A 1,004-nucleotide genomic window follows, 5' to 3' on the forward strand; every position below is an offset into this window, starting at 1 on the left:
GCGGCCGCCAGGGTGCCCCGGCTCCGGGCGGCCCGCATCAGCGCGCCCGCGCGGTCGCGTCGCAGGGCGAGTGCCTCGTACCTGCCGAGGAGCCGTGCGGCCCGGTGATGCTCCCCGAGTTCGGTCCACGCGTCGGCCAGAAGATCCGGCCACGGCACGGCACCCGGCTCGTCGAGGTGACCGAGAGGGTCCAGGGGATCCAGGTGAGCAAGAGGGGAGAGGGGGGCGAGGGAGGCGAGGGGGTTCATGTGGTCTCCCTCTCCGCCGCTGCCTCCGCCACGGCCGGCGCGGCCCCGGCCCTCGGCGTCCGGTGGAAGCAGCGGTTCCAGCGCGGCCACGACGTCCTCGGGCCGGCCGAGGGCTCGTGCCAGGTGGGCCTCGGCGAGCGCCGTCCACACGGTCGGACCGGTGCCGCCCGGCCCCGCCGTTCCCGGTCCCACCCCCGCGCCCGCCCCGGTCCCCGTTCCCCCGGTCATCCGGCGCAACTGCTCCCGGGCCTCGGCCAAGGAGCCGCGGGCGGCGTGGGTGAGGGTCGCGAGCATCCGGCAGTACAGGGCGGCGTACGACTGACCGCCGTCGTCGGTGAGCGACAGGGCCGGCTCGCAGTGGCCGAGCGCGGCGTCCCAGTGGCCCGCCCGGTACTCGGCCGCGGCGAGCGCACCGGCCGCCGTCATACGGAAGGGTGCCGTGTGCGTCCTGCCGGCCGCGAGCACCCCGGTGAGGTCCCGCAGGGCGCCGGTGAGATCGCCGGTGACCGTCCGCAGCGTGCCGCGCCCCATCAGGTCCTGCAACTGCGCGGGCGACGCCACGGCGGGATCGGGCAGCCGGTCCAGCGCCGCGAGGGCCCGGGCCGTCTGTCCAGCCAGGCCGCTCGTCGCCATGCCGCTGAGCACCAGATGGCGGACCGTGTCGACGGCGGGCGTGTGCGGTGCGAGGCGCAGGGCGAGACCGGCCCAGTTGGCGGCCTCGGTGTCGCGGGCCGCGCTCCCGCGATCGTCATGCCC

The 1,004-nt window shown here is 77.3% G+C and carries 1 pseudogene; it reads right to left on the reverse strand.

The window, feature by feature from the left end:
- Nucleotides 1–1,004: pseudogene (locus tag O3Q52_RS53495) on the reverse strand (hypothetical protein); the annotation flags it as partial.

It is taken from the genome of Streptomyces sp. ActVer, assembly GCF_027270795.1.
Lineage (GTDB): Bacteria > Actinomycetota > Actinomycetes > Streptomycetales > Streptomycetaceae > Streptomyces > Streptomyces umbrinus_A.